The organism is Escherichia sp. Marseille-Q3837 (genome assembly GCF_916618735.1).
Taxonomy (GTDB): Bacteria; Pseudomonadota; Gammaproteobacteria; order Enterobacterales; family Enterobacteriaceae; genus Escherichia; species Escherichia ruysiae.
The window spans coordinates 3,830,104-3,851,361 of the sequence record NZ_CAKAKC010000001.1 but is presented as its reverse complement, the minus strand read 5'-3'; the positions used below and the strand labels follow the sequence as shown (position 1 = coordinate 3,851,361).

Here is a 21,258-nt window from a genome sequence, read left to right as displayed (position 1 = left end):
AATCATGCATGTAAATACCATGTTTACCGTGCTAGTGAAATCTACGCATGGCGTGGACAGACGCCATTCGTGATGTCGATAGCAGCCTCCAGGCAACGGTCTTCTCACCGTAGACCCAGGCATTGCGCGCCGTGAATCTTAATGATTTCGGTCTATCGTGACGGGTAGCGACTCTGAACAGTGATGTTTTCAGGGTCAGACAGGAGTAGGGAAGGAATACAGAGAGACAATAATAATGGTAGATAGCAAGAAGCGCCCTGGCAAAGATCTCGACCGTATCGATCGTAACATTCTTAATGAGTTGCAAAAGGATGGGCGTATTTCTAACGTCGAGCTTTCTAAACGTGTGGGACTTTCCCCAACGCCGTGCCTTGAGCGTGTGCGTCGGCTGGAAAGACAAGGGTTTATCCAGGGCTATACGGCACTGCTGAACCCGCATTATCTGGATGCATCACTTCTGGTATTCGTTGAGATTACTCTGAATCGTGGTGCTCCGGATGTGTTTGAACAATTCAATACCGCTGTACAAAAACTTGAAGAAATTCAGGAGTGTCATTTAGTATCTGGTGATTTCGACTACCTGTTGAAAACACGCGTGCCGGATATGTCAGCTTACCGTAAGCTGCTGGGGGAAACTCTGCTGCGTCTGCCTGGCGTCAATGACACACGGACATACGTTGTTATGGAAGAAGTCAAGCAGAGTAATCGTCTGGTTATTAAGACGCGCTAACACGGAACAGGTGCAAAATCGGCGTATTTTGATTACACTCCTGTTAATCCATACAGCAACAGTACTGGGGTAACCTGGTACTGTTGTCCGTTTTAGCATCGGGCAGGAAAAGCCTGTAACCTGGAGAGCCTTTCTTGAGCCAGGAATACACTGAAGACAAAGAAGTCACATTGACAAAGTTAAGCAGCGGGCGCCGACTTCTGGAGGCGTTGCTGATTCTTATTGTCCTGTTTGCCGTCTGGTTGATGGCAGCTTTATTGAGTTTTAACCCTTCGGATCCTAGCTGGTCGCAAACGGCCTGGCATGAGCCTATCCATAATTTAGGTGGGGCTCCTGGTGCGTGGCTGGCCGATACCCTGTTCTTCATTTTTGGCGTGATGGCTTACACCATCCCCGTCATCATTGTCGGTGGCTGTTGGTTTGCGTGGCGTCATCAGGCCAGCGACGAATACATTGATTATTTTGCCGTTTCGTTACGTATTATTGGCGTGCTGGCGCTCATCCTTACCTCCTGTGGTCTGGCAGCCATTAACGCCGACGATATCTGGTATTTTGCCTCTGGTGGCGTAATCGGTAGTTTATTAAGCACCACGTTGCAGCCTCTGCTACACAGCAGTGGGGGAACTATTGCGCTGCTTTGCGTCTGGGCAGCTGGCCTGACGCTGTTTACCGGTTGGTCCTGGGTGACTATTGCCGAAAAACTGGGCGGCTGGATTTTAAACATTCTCACCTTCGCCAGTAATCGCACCCGTCGCGATGATACCTGGGTCGATGAAGATGAGTATGAAGACGACGAAGAGTACGAAGATGAAAACCACGGCAAACAGCATGAATCGCGCCGTGCTCGTATTCTTCGTGGCGCGCTAGCGCGTCGTAAACGCCTGGCGGAAAAATTCATTAATCCGATGGGGCGGCAAACAGACGCTGCGTTATTCTCCGGCAAGCGGATGGATGATGAAGACGATGTTACCTACACTGCGCGCGGCGTAGCAGCCGATCCTGATGACGTCCTGTTTTCGGGCAATCGTGCAACGCAGCCAGAGTATGACGAATACGATCCTTTATTAAATGGTGCGCCGATTACCGAGCCTGTCGCTGCCGCAGCGGCTGCAACCACGGCGACGCAAAGCTGGGCCGCAGCGGCTGCAACCACGGCGACGCAAAGCTGGGCCGCGCCGGTTGAACCTGTTACTCAGACGCCGCCTGTTGCCTCTGTTGATGTTCCACCTGCGCAACCTACTGTTGCCTGGCAGCCTGTGCCGGGGCCGCAAACGGGCGAGCCGGTTATTGCTCCTGCAGCGGAAGGTTACCCACAGCAGCCACAATATTCGCAGCCTGCGGTGCAATATAATGAGCCGCTGCAACAGCCTGTACCGCCACAGCAGTCGTACTATACGCCTGCTGCGGAACAACCGGTTCAGCAACCTTACTACGCCCCTGAACAAGCTGTTCAGCAACCATCTTACGCGCCTGCTGCGGAACAACCTGTTCAACAGCCGTATTATGCCCCTGCACCAGAACAGCCGGTGGCTGGTAACGCCTGGCAAGCCGAAGAGCAGCAATCCGCTTTTGCTCCACAGTCTACAAACCAGACGGAGCAAACTTACCAGCAGCCAGCCGTTCAGGAGCCGTTGTACCAACAGCCGCAACCTGTTGAACAGCAGCCTGTCGCGACACCTGAGCCTGTTGTAGAAGAGACAAAGCCTGCGCGTCCGCCGCTTTACTATTTTGAAGAAGTGGAAGAGAAGCGTGCCCGTGAACGTGAACAACTTGCGGCCTGGTATCAACCGATTCCTGAACCGGTTAAAGAACCAGAACCGATCAAATCTTCGCTGAAAGCAACTTCTGTTGCAGCAGTACCTCCAGTAGAAGCCGCTGCCGCTGTTTCACCGCTGGCATCGGGCGTGAAAAAAGCGACCCTGGCGACGGGAGCCGCAGCGACGGTTGCTGCGCCTGTTTTCAGCCTGGCAAATAGCGGTGCGCCGCGTCCGCAAGTGAAAGAGGGCATTGGCCCGCAGTTACCTCGACCGAAGCGTATCCGCGTACCAACACGTCGTGAACTGGCGTCATATGGCATTAAGCTGCCCTCACAGCGTGCAGCGGAAGAGAAGGCTCGTGAAGCCCAGCGCAACCAGTACGATGCTGGCGGGCAGTATAACGATGATGAAATCGATGCGATGCAGCAGGATGAACTGGCTCGTCAGTTCGCCCAGACGCAGCAGCAACGCTATGGCGAGCAATATCAACATGATGTGCCAGTGAACGTGGAAGATGCAGATGCTGCGGCAGAGGCTGAGCTGGCTCGTCAGTTTGCCCAGACTCAGCAGCAGCGTTATTCCGGTGAACAACCGGCTGGGGCGAATCCGTTCTCGCTGGATGATTTCGAATTTTCACCGATGAAAGCGTTAGTGGATGATGGTCCACACGAACCGCTGTTTACGCCAATTGTTGAACCTGTTCAGCAGCCGCAGCAACCGGTAGCGCCACAGCCGCAATATCAGCAGCCGCAACAACCGGTAGCGCCACAGCCGCAGTATCAACAGCCGCAACAACCGGTAGCACCGCAGCAGCACTATCAACAGCCGCAACAACCGGTAGCGCCACAGCAGCAATATCAGCAGCCGCAGCAACCGGTAGCGCCACAGCAGCAATATCAGCAACCGGTAGCGCCGCAGCCGCAGGATACCCTGCTTCATCCGCTGTTAATGCGCAATGGCGACAGTCGTCCACTACACAAACCGACGACGCCGCTGCCTTCTCTGGATTTGCTGACGCCGCCGCCGAGCGAAGTGGAACCCGTAGATACCTTTGCGCTTGAGCAAATGGCGCGTCTGGTAGAGGCGCGTCTGGCTGATTTCCGCATTAAAGCCGATGTCGTCAATTATTCTCCGGGGCCGGTTATCACCCGCTTTGAGCTGAATCTGGCACCGGGCGTAAAAGCGGCGCGTATTTCTAATTTGTCACGTGACCTCGCTCGTTCGCTATCAACCGTGGCGGTTCGTGTCGTTGAAGTTATTCCGGGTAAACCTTACGTAGGTCTGGAGTTACCCAACAAAAAACGCCAAACCGTTTACCTGCGTGAAGTGCTGGACAATGCTAAGTTCCGCGATAACCCATCGCCATTAACGATAGTGCTGGGTAAAGATATCGCTGGCGATCCGGTCGTTGCCGATCTGGCAAAAATGCCGCATTTGTTGGTTGCGGGCACTACCGGCTCCGGTAAGTCAGTCGGTGTGAACGCCATGATCCTGAGTATGCTCTATAAAGCGCAGCCGGAAGATGTGCGTTTCATCATGATCGACCCGAAAATGCTGGAGCTTTCGGTATATGAAGGTATTCCGCATCTGCTAACGGAAGTCGTGACCGACATGAAAGATGCTGCCAACGCTTTACGCTGGTGCGTCAACGAAATGGAGCGTCGTTATAAACTGATGTCTGCGCTGGGTGTGCGTAACCTGGCGGGTTATAACGAAAAAATTGCTGAAGCTGACCGTATGATGCGCCCAATACCAGATCCGTACTGGAAACCGGGCGACAGTATGGATGCTCAGCATCCGGTGCTGAAAAAAGAGCCTTATATTGTTGTTCTGGTCGATGAATTTGCCGACCTGATGATGACGGTGGGTAAAAAAGTGGAAGAGCTGATTGCACGTCTGGCGCAAAAAGCCCGTGCCGCAGGTATCCACCTCGTACTGGCAACGCAACGTCCATCAGTTGATGTTATTACAGGTCTGATTAAAGCGAATATTCCGACCCGTATCGCCTTTACGGTATCCAGTAAAATTGACTCACGAACCATTCTCGATCAGGCTGGTGCCGAATCGTTACTGGGCATGGGGGATATGCTCTACTCCGGGCCGAACTCCACCATGCCGGTACGTGTTCATGGTGCCTTTGTTCGGGATCAGGAAGTTCATGCCGTGGTGCAGGACTGGAAAGCGCGTGGTCGCCCACAGTATGTTGATGGCATCACCTCCGACAGTGAAAGCGAAGGTGGCGCGGGCGGTTTCGATGGCGCTGAAGAACTGGATCCGTTGTTCGATCAGGCGGTGCAGTTTGTCACTGAAAAACGCAAAGCGTCAATTTCAGGCGTACAGCGTCAGTTCCGCATTGGTTATAACCGTGCGGCGCGTATTATCGAACAGATGGAAGCGCAGGGGATCGTCAGCGAACAGGGGCACAACGGTAATCGTGAAGTGCTGGCCCCACCGCCGTTTGACTAATGGATGTGTAGGCCGGATAAGACGCAATAGCGTCGCATTCGGCACTCTATCAACTGAAAATTCAGTATTTTCTTCTTTCCTCAAGCTGATTATTAGCCTGGAATAGAGTAGAGGGAACTCCCGTTTGGGAGTGACGTAATTTGAGGAACAATGATGAAAAAAATTGCCATCACCTGTGCATTACTCTCAAGTTTAGTGGCGTCCAGTGTTTGGGCTGATGCCGCAAGCGATCTGAAAAGCCGCCTGGATAAAGTCAGCAGCTTCCACGCCAGCTTCACGCAAAAAGTGACTGACGGTAGCGGTGCGGCGGTGCAGGAAGGTCAGGGCGATCTGTGGGTGAAACGTCCTAACTTGTTCAACTGGCATATGACTCAACCTGATGAAAGCATCCTGGTTTCTGACGGTAAAACACTGTGGTTCTATAACCCGTTCGTTGAGCAGGCTACGGCAACCTGGCTGAAAGATGCTACCGGTAATACGCCGTTTATGCTGATTGCCCGCAACCAGTCCAGCGACTGGCAGCAGTACAATATCAAACAGAATGGTGATGACTTTATCCTGACGCCGAAAGCCAGCAATGGCAACCTGAAGCAGTTCACCATCAACGTGGGGCGTGACGGCACAATCCATCAGTTTAGCGCGGTGGAGCAGGACGATCAGCGCAGCAGTTATCAACTGAAATCCCAGCAAAATGGCGTTGTGGATGCAGCGAAATTTACCTTCACCCCGCCGCAAGGCGTAACGGTAGATGACCAACGTAAGTAGAGGCACCTGAGTGAGCAATCTGTCGCTCGATTTTTCGGATAATACTTTTCAACCTCTGGCCGCGCGTATGCGGCCAGAAAATTTAGCACAGTATATCGGTCAGCAACATTTGCTGGCTGCGGGGAAGCCGTTGCCGCGCGCTATCGAAGCCGGGCACCTGCATTCAATGATCCTCTGGGGGCCGCCGGGTACGGGTAAAACGACCCTTGCTGAAGTGATCGCCCGCTACGCAAACGCTGATGTGGAACGTATTTCTGCCGTTACTTCTGGTGTGAAAGAGATTCGCGAGGCGATCGAGCGCGCGCGGCAGAACCGCAACGCCGGACGCCGCACCATTCTGTTTGTTGACGAAGTACATCGCTTCAACAAGAGCCAGCAGGATGCGTTTCTACCGCATATTGAAGATGGCACCATCACTTTCATTGGCGCGACGACTGAAAACCCCTCGTTTGAGCTTAATTCGGCGCTGCTTTCACGTGCCCGCGTCTATCTGCTGAAATCATTGACGACCGAGGATATTGAGCGAGTACTTACTCAGGCGATGGAAGACAAAACGCGCGGCTATGGTGGGCAGGATATTGTTCTGCCAGATGAAACACGCCGTGCGATTGCTGAACTGGTGAATGGTGACGCGCGTCGGGCGTTAAATACGTTGGAAATGATGGCGGATATGGCCGAAGTCGATGGCAGTGGCAAACGTGTCCTGAAGCCCGAATTACTGACGGAAATCGCCGGTGAGCGTAGCGCCCGCTTCGATAACAAAGGCGATCGCTTTTACGATCTGATTTCCGCACTGCATAAATCTGTGCGTGGCAGCGCACCTGATGCGGCGTTGTACTGGTATGCGCGAATTATTACTGCTGGTGGTGATCCGTTATATGTCGCGCGTCGCTGTCTGGCGATAGCGTCGGAAGACGTCGGCAATGCTGACCCACGTGCGATGCAGGTAGCGATTGCTGCATGGGATTGCTTTACCCGTGTTGGTCCGGCAGAAGGCGAACGCGCCATTGCCCAGGCGATTGTTTACCTGGCCTGCGCGCCGAAAAGCAACGCTGTGTATACGGCGTTTAAAGCCGCGCTGGCCGATGCTCGCGAACGTCCGGATTATGACGTGCCGGTTCATTTGCGTAATGCGCCGACGAAATTAATGAAGGAAATGGGCTACGGGCAGGAATATCGTTACGCTCATGATGAAGCAAACGCTTATGCGGCCGGTGAGGTTTACTTCCCACCGGAAATAGCACAAACACGCTATTATTTCCCGACAAACAGGGGGCTGGAAGGCAAGATTGGCGAAAAGCTCGCCTGGCTGGCTGAACAGGATCAAAATAGCCCCATAAAACGCTACCGTTAATGTTATCGTTGCGGTAATGTTGTTACTGTATCCCTGTGGTCGCAGGCTGTGGCCACATCTCCCATTTAATTCGATAAGCACAGGATAAGCATGCTCGATCCCAATCTGCTGCGTAATGAGCCAGACGCAGTCGCTGAAAAACTGGCACGCCGGGGCTTTAAGCTGGATGTAGATAAGCTGGGCGCTCTTGAAGAGCGTCGTAAAGTATTGCAGGTCAAAACGGAAAACCTGCAAGCGGAGCGTAACTCCCGATCGAAATCCATTGGCCAGGCGAAAGCGCGCGGGGAAGATATCGAGCCTTTACGTCTGGAAGTGAACAAACTGGGCGAAGAGCTGGATGCAGCAAAAGCCGAGCTGGATGCTTTACAGGCTGAAATTCGCGATATCGCGCTGACAATCCCTAACCTGCCTGCAGATGAAGTGCCGGTGGGTAAAGACGAAAATGACAACGTTGAAGTCAGCCGCTGGGGCACCCCGCGTGAGTTTGACTTTGAAGTTCGTGACCACGTGACGCTGGGTGAAATGCACTCTGGCCTCGACTTTGCAGCAGCGGTTAAGCTGACCGGTTCGCGCTTTGTGGTGATGAAAGGGCAGATCGCACGTATGCACCGCGCATTGTCGCAGTTTATGCTGGATCTGCATACCGAGCAGCATGGCTATAGTGAAAACTATGTCCCGTATCTGGTTAACCAGGATACGCTTTACGGTACAGGTCAGTTGCCGAAATTTGCTGGCGACCTGTTCCATACCCGTCCGCTGGAAGAAGAAGCAGACACCAGTAACTACGCGCTGATCCCAACGGCAGAAGTTCCGCTGACCAACCTGGTTCGCGGTGAAATCATTGATGAAGATGACCTGCCGATTAAGATGACCGCCCATACGCCATGCTTCCGTTCTGAAGCCGGTTCTTATGGTCGTGATACCCGTGGTCTGATCCGTATGCACCAGTTCGACAAAGTTGAAATGGTTCAGATCGTGCGCCCGGAAGACTCTATGGCGGCGCTGGAAGAGATGACCGGTCATGCAGAAAAAGTCCTGCAACTGCTGGGTCTGCCGTACCGTAAAATCATCCTTTGCACTGGTGACATGGGCTTTGGCGCGTGCAAAACTTACGACCTGGAAGTATGGATCCCGGCGCAGAACACCTACCGCGAAATTTCTTCCTGCTCTAACGTCTGGGATTTCCAGGCGCGTCGTATGCAGGCACGCTGCCGCAGCAAGTCTGACAAGAAAACCCGTCTGGTTCATACCCTGAACGGTTCCGGGCTGGCTGTTGGTCGCACGCTGGTTGCGGTAATGGAAAACTATCAGCAGGCCGATGGTCGTATTGAAGTACCAGAAGTTTTGCGTCCATATATGAACGGACTGGAATATATTGGCTAATACCCAATTTTTCTGAATCTAAAAAGCGCCTGCGGGCGCTTTTTTTGTCTCCCTTTGATACCAAACAATAATTACTCGTTACTTAAGCGCAATACTACTTACGAGTGAAAATCTACCTATCCTGTTGATTTTCAAATCATTCGATGTATACAAACCTATATAGCGCCAGCTATAAAAATAATTACACAATACGGTTTGTTACTGGAATTAATCGTGAGCAAGCTTGAGTGAGCCATTATGAAAACGAAAATCCCTGATGCGGTATTGGCTGCTGAGGTGAGTCGCCGTGGTTTGGTTAAAACGACAGCGATCGGTGGCCTGGCGATGGCCAGCAGTGCATTAACATTACCTTTTAGTCGAATAGCGCACGCTGTCGATAACGCCATTGCGGCAAATTCTGACGAGAAGGTTATCTGGAGCGCATGTACAGTTAACTGCGGTAGCCGCTGCCCACTGCGAATGCATGTTGTGGACGGTGAAATCAAATACGTCGAAACAGATAATACCGGTGATGACAATTACGATGGCCTGCACCAGGTACGCGCCTGTTTGCGTGGACGTTCCATGCGTCGCCGCGTTTATAACCCAGACCGCCTGAAATATCCGATGAAACGCGTCGGGGCGCGCGGTGAAGGCAAATTCGAGCGTATTAGCTGGGAAGAAGCCTACGACATTATCGCGACCAATATGCAGCGCCTGATTAAAGAGTACGGTAATGAATCCATCTATCTGAACTATGGTACAGGTACGCTGGGCGGCACCATGACCCGTTCCTGGCCACCGGGAAATACTTTGGTCGCGCGCCTGATGAACTGCTGCGGCGGTTATCTGAACCATTATGGTGATTATTCCTCCGCGCAAATTGCAGAAGGTCTGAACTATACCTATGGCGGCTGGGCGGATGGCAACAGCCCGTCAGATATCGAAAACAGTAAGCTAGTGGTGCTGTTTGGTAATAACCCGGGCGAAACGCGAATGAGCGGCGGCGGGGTAACTTATTACCTTGAACAGGCACGTCAGAAATCAAATGCTCGCATGATCATCATCGATCCGCGCTATACCGACACCGGTGCCGGGCGTGAAGATGAGTGGATCCCAATTCGTCCGGGAACAGATGCCGCACTGGTTAACGGTCTGGCGTACGTCATGATCACCGAAAATCTGGTTGATCAGGAATTCCTCGATAAATATTGCGTTGGCTACGACGAGAAAACCCTGCCAGCCAGTGCGCCGAAAAATGGCCACTACAAAGCCTATATTCTGGGTGAAGGGGCAGACGGCGTTGCCAAAACGCCGGAATGGGCATCGCAAATCACCGGTGTTCCGGCAGACAAAATCATCAAACTGGCTCGTGAAATCGGCAGTACCAAACCGGCGTTTATCAGCCAGGGGTGGGGGCCGCAGCGTCACGCTAATGGTGAAATCGCAACCCGTGCTATCTCGATGCTGGCGATTCTGACCGGTAACGTTGGTATCAATGGAGGGAACAGCGGCGCGCGTGAAGGTTCATACAGCTTACCGTTTGTCCGTATGCCGACTCTCGAAAATCCGATCCAGACCAGCATATCCATGTTTATGTGGACCGATGCCATTGAACGAGGCCCGGAAATGACGGCGCTGCGTGATGGGGTTCGCGGGAAAGATAAGCTGGATGTGCCGATCAAGATGATCTGGAACTATGCCGGTAACTGCCTGATTAACCAGCATTCAGAAATTAACCGCACCCATGAAATCCTTCAGGATGATAAGAAGTGCGAGCTGATTGTGGTTATCGACTGCCACATGACCTCATCCGCGAAATACGCTGATATCCTGCTGCCGGACTGCACCGCTTCCGAACAGATGGACTTTGCGCTGGATGCATCCTGCGGGAATATGTCTTACGTGATTTTCAACGATCAGGTGATTAAACCGCGCTTTGAATGTAAGACCATCTATGAAATGACCAGCGAACTGGCAAAACGTCTTGGCGTTGAGCAACAGTTTACTGAAGGCCGTACACAGGAAGAGTGGATGCGGCATCTGTATGCCCAGTCGCGGGAAGCGATTCCTGAACTGCCAACGTTTGAAGAGTTCCGCAAGCAGGGGATCTTTAAAAAGCGCGACCCACAAGGGCATCACGTTGCTTATAAAGCCTTCCGTGAAGATCCGCAGGCTAATCCACTGACCACGCCATCAGGCAAAATTGAGATCTATTCACAGGCGCTGGCTGACATTGCCGCTACCTGGGAATTGCCGGAAGGCGACGTGATCGATCCACTGCCGATCTACACGCCAGGTTTTGAAAGTTATCAGGATCCGCTGAACAAACAGTATCCGCTGCAACTTACAGGTTTCCACTATAAATCTCGCGTTCACTCCACCTACGGCAACGTAGACGTGCTGAAAGCGGCTTGCCGCCAGGAAATGTGGATCAACCCGCTTGATGCGCAAAAACGTGGTATCAGCAACGGCGATAAGGTCAGGATCTTTAACGATCGTGGTGAAGTTCATATTGAGGCGAAAGTGACGCCACGAATGATGCCGGGCGTGGTCGCACTGGGCGAAGGTGCCTGGTATGACCCGGATGCAAAACGTGTCGATAAGGGCGGTTGTATCAACGTACTGACCACTCAACGTCCGTCTCCTCTCGCCAAGGGGAATCCGTCGCATACAAACCTTGTTCAGGTTGAAAAGGTGTAAGGAGTAACCGATGACAACCCAGTATGGATTTTTTATTGATTCCAGCCGTTGCACCGGTTGCAAAACCTGCGAACTGGCTTGTAAAGACTACAAAGATTTGACGCCTGAAGTCAGCTTCCGCCGCATTTATGAATATGCTGGTGGCGACTGGCAGGAGGATAACGGTGTCTGGCATCAAAACGTATTTGCCTACTATCTCTCGATTTCGTGCAATCACTGCGAAGATCCGGCGTGTACCAAAGTCTGCCCGAGCGGTGCGATGCATAAACGTGAAGATGGTTTTGTCGTTGTTGATGAAGATGTGTGCATCGGCTGTCGTTACTGCCATATGGCTTGCCCGTATGGCGCACCGCAGTATAACGAAACCAAAGGGCATATGACCAAATGCGATGGTTGCTATGACCGTGTCGCGGAAGGTAAAAAGCCGATCTGCGTTGAATCTTGTCCGCTGCGGGCGCTGGATTTTGGCCCTATCGACGAGCTGCGTAAAAAACATGGCGATCTGGCGGCCGTTGCGCCATTGCCACGAGCGCACTTTACCAAACCGAATATTGTGATCAAACCTAACGCCAACAGCCGCCCAACCGGGGATACCACTGGCTATCTGGCAAATCCGAAGGAGGTGTGAGATGGGAAGTGGATGGCATGAATGGCCGTTGATGATCTTCACGGTCTTCGGGCAGTGCGTCGTGGGCGGTTTTATCGTTCTGGCATTTGCCTTGTTGAAAGGCGAACTTCGGGCTGATACCCAACAGCGGGTGATTACCTGTATGTTTGGCTTGTGGGTACTGATGGGCATTGGCTTTATCGCCTCAATGCTTCACCTTGGCTCACCCATGCGCGCCTTTAACTCACTCAACCGGGTTGGCGCTTCGGCATTGAGTAATGAAATCGCCAGTGGTTCGATCTTTTTTGCCGTAGGTGGCATCGGCTGGTTGTTGGCAGTGCTGAAAAAACTGTCACCGGCATTACGCACGCTGTGGCTGGTGGTGACGATGATTCTCGGCGTGGTGTTTGTCTGGATGATGGTGCGAGTTTATAACAGCATCGATACCGTACCGACCTGGTACAGCATCTGGACACCGATGGGCTTCTTCCTGACTATGTTTATGGGAGGCCCGCTGCTGGGATATTTGTTACTGCGTCTGGCGGGGGTTAATGGTTGGGTGATGCGTTTACTTCCGGCCATTTCAGTGCTGGCACTGGTGGTGAGCGGCGTAATGTCTGTAATGCAGGGGGCTGAACTCGCTACGATTCACTCTTCTGTACAACAGGCAGCGGCGTTGGTGCCGGATTATGGTGCGCTGATGGCCTGGCGGATTGTGCTTATCGCCGTGGCACTGTGCTTGTGGATTGTACCTCAGTTAAAAGGTTCTCAGCCTGCGGTATCGCTGCTTTCCGTGTCATTCATCCTGCTTTTGGCTGGTGAATTAATCGGGCGTGGCGTGTTCTACGGGTTGCATATGACTGTGGGGATGGCCGTTGCCAGCTAAGATGTTTATAACCGGGGTCTCGGCCCCGGTTTTCTTTTATTTCTGTTTCGTTAAGGTGTCATAACTGGTCATCAAATTACGATAATCAGGAATGTGGTTAGAGAACAGCGTCGCCAGACCTTCGATATCGTTGCGCCAGTCACGGTGCAGTTCGCAGGCGACACCAAACCACGTCATCAATTGTGCCCCTGCTTGTGACATACGATCCCATGCCGAATGCCGGGTAATTTCGTTAAAGGTTCCTGACGCGTCAGTCACCACAAAGACATCGAAACCTTCTTCAATCGCCGAAAGCGCCGGGAATGCTACGCAAACTTCGGTGACCACTCCGGCGATAATCAACTGCTTTTTACCTGTCGCCTTGACCGCTTTAACAAAATCTTCGTTATCCCAGGCGTTAATATTTCCCGGACGGGCAATATACGGTGCATCCGGGAACTGTGCTTTCAGTTCAGGGACTAATGGGCCGTTAGGACCGGTTTCAAAACTGGTAGTAAGAATGGTGGGTAGATTGAAATATTTGGCTAAGTCACCCAGCGCCAGCACGTTATTTTTAAATTTGTCAGGTTCAATATCCCGCACGAGGGAAAGTAAACCGGCCTGGTGATCAACTAACAAAACAGCAGCATCATTTTTATCGAGACGAACATACGGTTTGGTCATTCTCTTCTCCTTTCGAGAGTCAGTGGTACGCCTGAAATCGTTCAGACGCGATGCGTTGCCCTGAAAGCATAGACGGGAAATTCAGGTTTGCAGTGACCATGAAATTTTTCGACTGAACTAAACATATGAACGTTATGTTAGATCAATAAAAACAATTAGATGAGACTGATTATCTTTTCGTTATTAGTGTTATGAATGAGTAATATAAATCGATAATACAGCCGCTGCGTTATGTACGTATTTTCACCCATTGACAATGTTTTTGGCGGTGGCATGATGCGCATGAAATTTGAACTTCCTCACGGTTTTCATTCATGTCCACGTATACCCGGCCTGTCATGCTTTTGCTGTCTGGCCTACTTTTGTTGACTCTGGCGATCGCGGTGTTAAATACACTCGTGCCGCTATGGCTCGCCCAGGTACACTTGCCCACATGGCAGGTCGGCGTCGTCAGTTCGTCTTATTTTACCGGCAACCTGGTTGGTACTTTACTGACAGGGTATGTCATTAAACGCTTTGGGTTTAATCGCAGCTATTACCTTGCTTCCTTTATTTTTGCTGCGGGTTGTGCCGGGCTTGGCTTGATGATTGGTTTCTGGAGCTGGTTAGCCTGGCGGTTCGTCGCAGGCGTTGGTTGCGCCATGATTTGGGTGGTGGTAGAAAGCGCGCTGATGTGCAGCGGAACGTCACGTAACCGTGGGCGGTTACTTGCCGCCTATATGATGGTTTATTATGTGGGGACGTTTTTAGGCCAGTTACTGCTCAGTAAAGTTTCAACCGAGTTGATGAGCGTATTGCCGTGGGCTACAGGGTTGACCCTGGCAGGGATCTTGCCGCTGCTGTTTACTCGTATCGTGAATCAGCAGGCTGAGAACCATGCTTCGACGCCAATTACGTCAATGCTAAAACTTCGTCAGGCGCGGCTTGGCGTGAACGGTTGTATTATCTCGGGAATCGTTCTGGGTTCTTTGTATGGTCTGATGCCGCTGTACCTCAATCATAAAGGGATTAGCAACGCCAGCATTGGCTTCTGGATGGCGGTTCTGGTTAGTGCTGGTATCCTTGGGCAATGGCCAATTGGTCGTCTGGCAGATAAATTTGGTCGCCTGCTGGTACTGCGCGTTCAGGTATTTGTCGTCATTCTCGGTAGTATTGCGATGTTAAGTCAGGCGGCAATGGCACCTGCGTTGTTCATCCTCGGTGCAGCCGGTTTTACGCTCTATCCGGTGGCGATGGCCTGGGCTTGCGAGAAAGTTGAACATCATCAGCTGGTGGCAATGAATCAGGCGTTATTGTTAAGTTATACCGTCGGTAGTCTGCTTGGCCCGTCTTTTACTGCCATGTTAATGCAGAATTTCTCTGATAATCTGCTGTTTATCATGATCGCCAGTGTGTCGTTTATTTATTTACTCATGCTGCTTCGCAACGCCGGTCATACACCAAAACCCGTTGCTCACGTGTAAATGAATGAGTGCAGAGTGTGAACTGGCTGTTTCGCACTCTGTTTTTTGTTTCCACTGTACAACTATTTTTTAGCAAATTTTATTCGTTAAAAAATAAAGTGTGCAGCAGGTTATAATTTTGCATTCCGCTATTTCCGCACGTCTTGTTTGCCGCGCATAATTCCTCGTTTTCGAAATATCCATTAAATATTGGCGAAGGATCGAACTATGGCTGGGAACGTTCAGGAAAAACAGTTGCGATGGTACAACATTGCTTTGATGTCATTTATTACCGTTTGGGGCTTTGGCAACGTTGTAAATAACTATGCCAACCAGGGACTGGTGGTTGTTTTTTCATGGGTATTTATTTTTGCGCTCTATTTCACACCTTATGCCCTGATTGTCGGCCAGTTAGGTTCGACCTTTAAAGACGGGAGAGGGGGCGTTAGTACTTGGATTAAACATACCATGGGGCCAGGGCTGGCTTACCTTGCAGCATGGACCTACTGGGTGGTGCATATTCCTTATTTGGCACAAAAACCACAGGCAATACTGATCGCGCTCGGTTGGGCGATGAAAGGCGATGGTTCGTTAATCAAAGAATATTCGGTCGTAGCGTTACAGGGGTTAACGCTGGTGCTGTTTATCTTCTTTATGTGGGTTGCCTCCCGAGGCATGAAGTCACTGAAAATTGTTGGTTCTGTGGCAGGGATTGCGATGTTTGTCATGTCGCTCCTCTATGTGGCGATGGCGGTAACCGCGCCTGCGATTACTGAAGTGCATATTGCGACTACTAATATTACCTGGGAAACATTCATACCACATATCGATTTCACCTACATTACCACCATTTCAATGCTGGTTTTTGCGGTTGGTGGTGCTGAGAAGATTTCTCCTTACGTTAACCAAACACGCAACCCAGGAAAAGAATTTCCAAAAGGGATGTTGTGTCTGGCGGGCATGGTAGCAGTATGTGCGATTCTCGGCTCACTGGCGATGGGGATGATGTTTGACTCGCGCAATATTCCCGATGATTTGATGACTAACGGTCAGTATTACGCCTTCCAGAAGCTGGGGGAGTATTACAATATGGGTAATACCTTAATGGTGATTTATGCCATTGCGAACACTCTGGGGCAAGTTGCCGCACTGGTATTTTCGATTGATGCACCGCTTAAAGTGTTATTAGGCGATGCCGACAGCAAATATATTCCAGCAAGTTTATGTCGTACCAACGCTTCTGGTACGCCGGTTAATGGTTATTTTCTGACTCTGGTGCTGGTGGCGATCCTGATTATGCTACCGACTCTCGGCATCGGTGATATGAACAATCTCTATAAATGGCTGTTGAATCTTAACTCGGTAGTGATGCCGCTGCGTTATTTGTGGGTATTTGTTGCGTTTATTGCTGTCGTTCGCCTGGCGCAGAAATATAAACCAGAGTATGTCTTTATTCGTAATAAGCCGATGGCAATGACCGTCGGGATATGGTGTTTTGCCTTTACCGCTTTTGCCTGCCTGACAGGAATTTTCCCTAAAATGGAAGCCTTCACTGCAGAGTGGACATTCCAATTGGCACTGAACATTACTACGCCATTTGTCCTCGTTGGGCTGGGGCTGATATTCCCGCTGCTTGCACGTAAAGCGAATACAAAATAGTCATCATGCCCCGGTTCGCCGGGGCTGTGATATCAAATAGACTAAAATTAGATCAGGCCTGATAAGGCAAAAGTTAAGTTTTTCTTAAGAGATGAAAGAAAATCAACGCTACCGTGATAATACGAATTTTAGTTATCGGAGACCATTATTTTTAGATATGGTGATAGTTTTAATTATTGGTTATTTTGCAAGTTATTATTTTGGGCTCTGGAGTAAACTCTTGCGCATAGTAATAACATGATTTTTACGGCTAAATTTTCAACAAAGATTGGTAATGTAAACTCGTATTTTTTGATCTGCATCAATGAATTCGCACGTTGCTAATTATGGTTAAATTTGCTGAGAATGATTGCGGTTATTGTTTGGATATGCAGATGGTATATTGATTTATCGGTGTAATATTCTGACAAAATGAAATTTTATAGTGTTTTAATCTGACAAAAATCATCTCCCGACAGAATCCGCTCATACCTGGTGTAGTTCACAGTCTTTTTTTTATAAATAAAATAGTGCTCTGATGTTGCATCTATTGTTTTATCAAACGCGTATTCCTGAAAATATTTATCTGTTAGGGTGTTGGACAAATTACAGTCACTGGCAGTGAAATTTTGATGCCCACTATCTGACTGAACCTTACCTTAAGGTTATTAATTAATATATTTTTGGCTCAGAGAGCCGTATTACACATGTCTCAAAAAAGATAAATAAACAGAAAGGATTACTCACAATAGATACTAATAACACTTTTGGATAGTTATAGAGTAGAAGCCACGACTCAGCAGGATGTAGTAGCTGTGTTGTTATAAGTTAATTTTTTCATGGCTAAATTATTTCGTTGAAAAATTAACGAAAGGCGGTAGCGTGGGTGAAAGATACAAAATGAGTGTTACATATAACAATATTACCTTGGTTAAAATAGAATGAATGATAATCACTTGTGGAAATTAAGAAAAAAGTAATCTTCTCATCATGACATATTTGTTATATGGGAATAATGAAATTAAGAAAGTCATAAAGAGGAGGGTAACATCGGCTAATATACAGAACTTTATACGATCTTATATTAAAGCTATTGATAACATTTTAGTCAGAACACCAGTATGTATAGCATTACCGAAAAATTAAACTCAAGATTTAACACTGCGGTTATATTAGCTGTTACTGTCTATATTGTCTTGTCATTTATTACCGCAATTGATTTCCATAAAAAAATAGCAGAAAACTCTGCACAGATTAACCTTATACTCATCAATAACAATTTGAATAATTTTTTTTCTAAAGTTGAAAAAGAGGCTGATGCATTAAAAGATGCAATCTATCTGTTACATGATGAAGATGAAATAAAGCGAGCAGTCCTTCATCGCATGAAAAAAATAGACGCGGTTAATTTAGTAGGGATAATGCTCAATAATGGAAAATATCTTAGCTTTATTCGAACTGAGAATGGGGAGGTAAAATTTCTGGGGCAATCAGAACCCGGTAAACCTTTTATTGGTGACGATGGTGATATCAGTGATAACTACTTTAATCCGGAATCACGCCCATGGAATAAATTACCGGGGGGGACTTATTCAAAATGGTCACCATGGTATAATTGTTATGGTATCGCCGGAAAAAAATGTTTTTCGTTTTCACTACGACCATCCGAAGAAGAAAAAAATTCATTTGCTTTGAAGTTAATACATCTGGATGTTGATGAAAAATATTTCAGTAATTTTTTAAATAAACTGGGTGGTGATTCTGATATTTTATTCATGGAACAAAACAAAAGGATTATGGTGGGTAATGAAAAATCAATGTTACATCTTATTGTCCGTGATTTATCGGGAAGTTATAACATAATCAATAATAGTGGCAACTATACAGACAATGTTATCTCACTCCCCAGGCTTCCTGATGTCAGATTCCATTATTTCCACTATCAAAAATCAGAAGATACAAACATCAATAAATATTTTACACTGATGTTTTTATGTGGCTTGGTTTGTTTCTGTTTATTATGGTATATCGTTGAAAAAATAACAAGAAAAATCAAAGGTGAATCCAGCAAACTGATAGAACATCTGAAAAAATTAGCTAATTCAGTATATCGAAACGACACAATTGATATTGTGCAAAATGACAGTGGTGAGATTGTTGAACTCAAAAAAATCATTAATAATATCAGCGATAAATACAAGGAGCGTATGGACCGATTACTTAATCTTGTGTCCTATGAACAAGGAAGTTGCTTTTATATTAATAAGGCTATTATTGAAACTAATAATAAAACCTATTTGGCAATTGGTATGCTTTGCATCTATGGATTAGAGTTTGTTGAAGCGGTATATGGGAGTCAGAAATTTCATGAAATTTTTAATGATATAAAATCTAAGATATCACAAAAATATTCAAAATATTGTGATATCGTAAAAATATCAACTGAAACATACTTGTTGCTATGTCACACTGATTGCGAAGAGTTCATCGAAAAATTATCGGTTTTAAACTTTCCTGAACATATATTTTGCATAAGAAATATATATATCCACAAGATTGCCATTTGCGAAAATTTTTCAGGGGAAAATGTATCGATTTATGAAAGGAAACTGAAACTGGCATTAACAGCTATGCGGGAAAATAAAGAATCTGAATTTATTTTTTATGATGACATCAAAGTCCATGAACTTGATCAAAAGGTCTGGGTGGCAGGAAATATAAAAAAAGCGATTGCGAGTAATGAGCTTTATTTAGTATATCAACCGATTGTTGATATGGATAATAATAGGGTTGTAGGCGCGGAGGCGTTATGTCGCTGGTTGTCCTGCGAAAATGGAGTAATACCGCCATCAATTTTTGTACCTGTTGCTGAAGAAATAGGATTAATTAAAGAACTGGGTGATTTTGTTCTCGAAACAGCTATTAGCGAATTTGGGGTGTTTAGTTGTGAATATGAGGTTGCTAACGATTTTCTCCTGCATATCAATGTTTCTCCCTGGCAATTAAATGAATTTGACTTCCACACTCGTGTTCTTACTTTAATTAATGCATTTGGTGTAAATGCTGATCAAATCTGCCTGGAGATCACCGAATCAGCAGTAAAAGATATAAATGATAGCTTTTACAATAATATAAATATTTTAAAAGAAAATGGTATCAAGATTTCCCTTGATGATTTCGGAAGTGGATTAGCTGACCTGAAAAAACTTTATAAAGTAAGACCTGATAGCATTAAAATTGATTCAGAGTTTACCTCTGGTATTTTCGATGAAACTAACAAGGTTGTATATTTTATATCCAATCTTGCTCGTGAAGAAAATATGCCGGTAATAGCTGAAGGTGTTGAAACTGAAAGTCAGGCTAGAGAATTGCAAAAATTAGGATTTTCTCATGTTCAGGGATACTTATACCAGAAACCGTTACCGTTTTCAGAATGGCATATAGACAGCAAACCGAAAAAAAGAAAATAAGCAATGTTCAAATATAAAAAAAAGGCGGCAGTGATCTGTTTTTTGTATTTTTTGTGCGTCGCTGTAGTAACTTGTTATTTGTACACCATTCATGTTAAAGGCCGTATAAATTCGGTGAAGGTATCTATTGTAGATAGTGGGCTTGCAATAGCTAATGTTTCTGAGTATCGCCGCTCAGTATCTAATAATATATTTTATGAACTTGAGGTTTCGCCAGAAGAGTTGTTAAAAAAAATACGCAATAGCTTTGCTGGCTATGAAAACCCTGGATATTTATATGATCTCGGTCCTTATATGATTAGCGATGGTAAATGTATCAAAGTTACAACGAAAGGGGATAATTTTTGTGACGACATAGTTTCCTCTATTCGGGTAATTAATGAATTTGAAAGAGGCATTATTAGCTTAAAAAATAAGTGCTATGTTTATTATGCTCATCCCATTGCAAAACGTACAAGTTTGATATCAGTGGTAGATCCTGAACGTTATTTATCTTTGATAAGAAATCAATCAGGGGAACGAGAAGATATCTATGTCTCATTTTATGATATTAATGATAATGAAAAGAAAATCGCAGGTGATGATTTTTTGATAAATGATGCAGTATTTGAGATGTCAGCTATCACTCTGTCGTATTCTTATCTTCCAGAAATGATGTTTATTGTCGCCTATAAAAAAAGTAAATATCTATATATATGTGCGTTTTTCGTTTTTGCATCGGCAATATCTGCAGTCATAATGTATGTTTATTATGTTAAATTATTGCGTGATATTATAAATAAGGGTAGGTTGGAAAAAGAATCTATATTGTCGAATCATCAATATGATTTACGTGGAGAAAATCTATTCTTTAATACGGAAGAGATTAATGCAATTCGAGAGATATATGACTTTGGCACTTGTGATGCATTAACCAGGGCTTCTGGTCGCCGGAGTTTTGATAAAGAAATCAAGATACTGAGAAAAAGTTTTGGCTACCTGTGTCTATTTGATGTGGATAAATTTAAAACCATTAATGATAAGTTTGGTCATTTATTTGGTGATGAAGTACTCATCAAACTTGTTAATATCATTAAAGAAGAGTTACCCCGTCGTGAAGGGGAAATATACCGGTTTGGCGGTGATGAGTTTGCTATTATTTATTATGAGAAAGATAAAAATAAGCTATCAAGAATTTTGCACAGAGTTGTTCATTTCGCCATTGGTGGGTTAAATTGTAGTTGCAGTATAGGTGTTGCCAGCACAGATGAGTGCATGAATAACATTGAACGGTTGAAATTGCTGGCAGATGAACGGTTATATAAAAGTAAGCAAAATGGCCGAGCACAGATAACGTGGTGTTGATATTTTAATTTGCATGTCATTGGTCATCGATGTTTACAAAAATCACACAGTTCAAGTTATATTATTAATGA

At 47.0% G+C, this 21,258-nt stretch carries 13 protein-coding genes; 12 read left to right on the top strand and 1 reads right to left on the bottom strand.

From position 1 onward, the window contains the following. Positions 1-235: 235 nt before the first annotated feature. From lrp to LG381_RS18570, 8 genes are all read left to right on the top strand, one after another. A complete protein-coding gene (gene lrp, locus LG381_RS18605; protein WP_000228473.1) occupies positions 236-730 on the top strand; it encodes a leucine-responsive transcriptional regulator Lrp in 495 nt (164 codons plus the stop codon). 134 nt (positions 731-864) lie between these two features. Continuing rightward, positions 865-4,953 (top strand): DNA translocase FtsK, encoded by a 4,089-nt coding sequence (gene ftsK / locus LG381_RS18600; RefSeq protein ID WP_225762749.1) that lies wholly within the window; start codon positions 865-867, stop codon positions 4,951-4,953. Positions 4,954-5,106: 153 nt separating this feature from the next. Next, positions 5,107-5,718: an outer membrane lipoprotein chaperone LolA gene (gene lolA, locus LG381_RS18595; protein WP_225762995.1), complete on the top strand. Its 612-nt coding sequence runs from the start codon at positions 5,107-5,109 to the stop codon at positions 5,716-5,718. A 10-nt stretch (positions 5,719-5,728) separates the two neighbouring features. Continuing rightward, positions 5,729-7,072 carry a replication-associated recombination protein RarA gene (gene rarA / locus LG381_RS18590; protein ID WP_085460577.1) on the top strand — a complete coding sequence of 448 codons (1,344 nt, stop codon included), beginning with the start codon at positions 5,729-5,731 and terminating at the stop codon, positions 7,070-7,072. Positions 7,073-7,162: 90 nt separating this feature from the next. After that, the gene (gene serS, locus LG381_RS18585) at positions 7,163-8,455 is read left to right on the top strand and encodes a serine--tRNA ligase (protein WP_000886683.1); all 1,293 of its coding nucleotides are present in this window, start codon (positions 7,163-7,165) and stop codon (positions 8,453-8,455) included. Positions 8,456-8,692: 237 nt separating this feature from the next. After that, complete coding sequence (dmsA, locus tag LG381_RS18580; protein ID WP_000850273.1) at positions 8,693-11,137, top strand: dimethylsulfoxide reductase subunit A; 2,445 nt, start codon at positions 8,693-8,695, stop codon at positions 11,135-11,137. A gap of 10 nt (positions 11,138-11,147) precedes the next feature. Further along, positions 11,148-11,765 (top strand): dimethylsulfoxide reductase iron-sulfur subunit DmsB, encoded by a 618-nt coding sequence (dmsB, locus tag LG381_RS18575; RefSeq protein ID WP_000213098.1) that lies wholly within the window; start codon positions 11,148-11,150, stop codon positions 11,763-11,765. A 1-nt stretch (position 11,766) separates the two neighbouring features. Further along, positions 11,767-12,630 carry a dimethyl sulfoxide reductase anchor subunit family protein gene (locus tag LG381_RS18570; RefSeq protein WP_225762748.1) on the top strand — a complete coding sequence of 288 codons (864 nt, stop codon included), beginning with the start codon at positions 11,767-11,769 and terminating at the stop codon, positions 12,628-12,630. A gap of 36 nt (positions 12,631-12,666) precedes the next feature. On the opposite strand, the gene ycaC is transcribed toward LG381_RS18570, so the two are convergent. Further along, positions 12,667-13,293, bottom strand: a complete 627-nt coding sequence (gene ycaC / locus LG381_RS18565; RefSeq protein ID WP_000165876.1) for an isochorismate family cysteine hydrolase YcaC — start codon at positions 13,291-13,293, stop codon at positions 12,667-12,669. Positions 13,294-13,607: 314 nt separating this feature from the next. Here ycaC and LG381_RS18560 point away from each other — a divergent pair, with 314 nt between their 5' ends. The 4 genes from LG381_RS18560 to LG381_RS18545 all read left to right on the top strand — a co-directional run bounded on the left by LG381_RS18560 (position 13,608) and on the right by LG381_RS18545 (position 21,187). Further along, positions 13,608-14,756, top strand: a complete 1,149-nt coding sequence (locus LG381_RS18560) for an MFS transporter (RefSeq protein ID WP_000109306.1) — start codon at positions 13,608-13,610, stop codon at positions 14,754-14,756. Positions 14,757-14,963: 207 nt separating this feature from the next. Next, positions 14,964-16,394 (top strand): APC family permease, encoded by a 1,431-nt coding sequence (locus tag LG381_RS18555; protein WP_000918532.1) that lies wholly within the window; start codon positions 14,964-14,966, stop codon positions 16,392-16,394. Between the two features lie 1,100 nt (positions 16,395-17,494). Beyond that, on the top strand, positions 17,495-19,843 hold the full coding sequence (locus tag LG381_RS18550; protein WP_225762747.1) for an EAL domain-containing protein: 2,349 nt from the start codon (positions 17,495-17,497) through the stop codon (positions 19,841-19,843). Positions 19,844-19,846: 3 nt separating this feature from the next. Next, positions 19,847-21,187, top strand: coding sequence for a GGDEF domain-containing protein (locus tag LG381_RS18545; RefSeq protein WP_225762746.1), 1,341 nt, complete (start codon positions 19,847-19,849; stop codon positions 21,185-21,187). Positions 21,188-21,258 lie beyond the last annotated feature (71 nt).